The organism is Caballeronia sp., from assembly GCF_049581465.1.
Taxonomy (GTDB): Bacteria; Pseudomonadota; Gammaproteobacteria; order Burkholderiales; family Burkholderiaceae; genus Caballeronia.
This window is the reverse complement of the sequence record NZ_JBAUSA010000767.1, coordinates 1-3035: the sequence shown is the minus strand read 5'-3', so window position 1 is coordinate 3035 and position 3035 is coordinate 1. Positions and strand designations below refer to the sequence as shown.

Annotated in this window: 3 protein-coding genes; all 3 read right to left on the bottom strand. The window is 61.5% G+C overall.

All coding sequences use genetic code 11. The features are described from left to right. The coding region (locus WCA53_RS18950; protein ID WP_423914032.1) for a malate/lactate/ureidoglycolate dehydrogenase at positions 1-778 on the bottom strand (778 nt) is incomplete at its 3' end. A gap of 142 nt (positions 779-920) precedes the next feature. Beyond that, positions 921-2411 (bottom strand): M20 family metallopeptidase, encoded by a 1491-nt coding sequence (locus tag WCA53_RS18945; protein WP_423914029.1) that lies wholly within the window; start codon positions 2409-2411, stop codon positions 921-923. Positions 2412-2514: 103 nt separating this feature from the next. Further along, positions 2515-3035 (bottom strand): AcvB/VirJ family lysyl-phosphatidylglycerol hydrolase (locus WCA53_RS18940; RefSeq protein ID WP_423914027.1); only part of this gene is annotated, 521 nt, incomplete at its 5' end.

Below are 3035 nucleotides of genomic sequence, written 5' to 3'. Positions count from 1 at the left end.
TCGTGTACCCGCCCGACAACGCACCACCGAAAATCTCGCACATCGCAGCAAGACCAAAGCCCTTGTGCGCACCAAACGGCAGCAATGACCCGAACGGCGCTTCATGCATGACCTTCGGCGCAACCGTCGGCACGCCTGCATGGTCGATCAGATAGCCCGGCGCGACATCGACACCCTTGTTGTACGCCACGCGCGTCTTCCCATACGCAATCCCCGACGTCGCGAAATCCAGCACGAGCGGCGGCTGGCCATCGCGCGGAAACGCGGCACAAAACGGATTCGTGCCGAAGCGACGGTCAATACCGCCAAACGGCGCAACCAGCGGATCGCCTGCCACATTGACGAAGTGAAACGACACGAGCCCCGCCGCAGCGCACTGCTCGGCCCAGTGTCCAATCCGCCCGATGTGATGCGCCCCGCGCAGCCCTACCGCACACACGCCGAGCTTCCTCGCGCGCTCGATGCCGTGCTCCATCGCCTCGTACGCCACGACCTGGCCAAACCCCTTGTGCCCTTCGACGGTCAGCACCGCGCCTGCGTCGCGAACGATTTCCGCGTGCTGGTTGAGCTGCAATTCGTTGTCGGCAAGGGACGCGACGTAGCGCGGAATCATGCCCACGCCATGCGAATCATGGCCCGAAAGGTTTGCCATCACCAGGTGATCCGCCACCAGTTCCGCTTCACGCGGCATGCTGCCAGCATGGATCCAGATCGCACTGACATACGCATGCAACACGTCGGCAGCAATACGCAGTTCCCCCGAATTTTGGCTATTCATGCGACTGCGTCTCCTGACAAAAATGACCCGCATCGACTCGATGCATACAGTTAGGACAACCGTTCAAATTTCCGGCGTTGCGCAAGCAAAACGGCGCGCAAAAAACTGCGCGCCGCCGCTTAACTCAATACAGCTTAAACCCTCAAGGCGTCGCCGCAATCACCTCAGCCACCGCCGCCGTCAACTTCTTCGCGTACGGCACGTGCAGGAACTCGTTCGGCCCGTGCGCGTTGGACTTGGGTCCCAATACGCCGCACACCATGAATTGCGAACTAGGAAAGCCTTCGCGCAAGGTGTTCATCAACGGGATCGTGCCGCCCTGACCCAGGTACGCCACGTCCGCTCCAAAATGCCCGCGCGATGCGTCGTTCAACACGCCGCCCAGCCACGGCGCCAGTTCGGGCGCGCTCCATCCCGTCGCGGCGCCAAGGTCCGGCTTGAATGTGACCCGGGCGTTGTACGGAGGATCGACTTCAAGCATCGACTGGAGCTCGGCCACCGCCTGGGTGGCGTCGACCAAAGGCGGCAAGCGCAGCGACAATTTGAACGCCGTGCACGGCCGCAGCACGTTGCCGGCATCGCCGAGCGAAGGCAATCCCGCCGCACCCGTCACGGAGAGTTGCGGCCGCCACGTGGAATCGACCAGCGCCTGATAAGGATCCGTGGTGACGGGCAAAACCCTGCCGCCGTCCTGACCGCAACTCCACGGAATCTTTTTCCAGACATCGTCGCCGAGAATGCGGGATGTCGCTTCCATTTCGCTAAGACGCTGCGCCGGGATATCGCAATGAAAACCCTTCCGCAGCAAATTGCCGGAACGCGAATCTTCAAGCCTTTCCAGCAGCGTGCGCATGATGCGAAAGGTGGATGGAGCAATGCCGCCATAGGAGCCGGAATGGATGCCTTCGTCGAGGACCTGGACTTCGAGATCGCCCGACACGAGTCCCCGCAGCGACGTTGTCAGCCACAACTGGTCGTAGTTGCCAGCGCCGGAATCGAGGCAGATCACGAGGCCGACCCGGCCGAGCCGGTCGCGCAACGCATCGAGATAAGGCAAGAGATCGTAACTGCCCGATTCCTCACACGTTTCGATAATGCCAACACAGCGCGGCCGTTCAATACCCTGTGCATCGAGCGCGGCAATCGCACTGATCGATGCATACGTGGCATAGCCGTCGTCCGCGCCGCCGCGTCCGTATAGCTTGTCGTCTTCGAGTTTCGGCGACCAGGGTCCGAGATCGCGACGCCAGCCGTCGAACTCCGGCTGCTTGTCCAGATGACCGTATAAAACGACGGTATCGGTGCTGTTTGAACGCGTTGCCGGTGCTTCGAAAAAGATCACCGGGGTGCGTCCGGGCAAGCGGATCACTTCAACCGTCAGGCCGCGCACCGGTTGCCGTTCGGCCCACTGGGCCGTATCGACAACGACACGTTCTATGAATCCATTGCGCACCCAGTCCGGATCGAACCCGGGGCTTTTGGCAGGCACCGCAATGTAGTCGGTGAGCGCGGGAACGATCTCGTCGTCCCACTTCCGGTCGACGAATTCACGTAGCGCGACACGGTCGATGCGCCGAACATCCGAATCCTGCGCCGGGTGCTGCGATTCCTGGGTCAAGTCGTCTGAGATCATAACGGGCGTCCACGGCCGATTAAAGGTAAATGATAGCTGTCTTTCGAGGCTGTCCAGGCCGAGAGTTTCTCATGACCCGATTATTGTCCGCGCCTTTTCAAACTCACGCCGGCGCGCCGGCATGCGCCGCGATCTGCTTTTTCCAGCTATCGAGAATGCGACGCGCGAGCATGCTGTAGTCGCCGCCAAAATGATGGTCGCCACCCGTCTCGATCACCTCAATGCCCGTCTTCGTCAGCGCCGGGCACAACGTGTCCTTCTCGGCTTCGCCATAGATGCATTGCACCATCGCCGGTGGCAGCCTTGCGAGTTCGGGGCGCACTTTCAACGCGTCGGTGCTCGCGGGCATGCCGAGCCAACCCGTCACACGGATCTGGAAATCGGCGTTGGGCGCGAACCCCATCAACGACACGAACGACACCTTCGAGCGCACCGCCTCCGGCAAACGGTTGTACGCAAACGGCATCACGTCCGCGCCGAACGAGTAGCCGACCAGCGCGACATGCTGTGAATGCCAGCGCGCGCTGTATGCCCGGATCACGCGCGCGAGATCCTGGCTGGTTTGCTCGGGCGTCTTCGCGCTCCAGAAATAGCGCAAGCTATCGATTCCAATCACCGATACGC

Coding starts and splice junctions, on each gene's coding strand:
- WCA53_RS18945 (WP_423914029.1), bottom strand. CDS start 2,411: ATGATCTCAGACGACTTGACCCAGGAATCGCAGCACCCGGCGCAGGAT.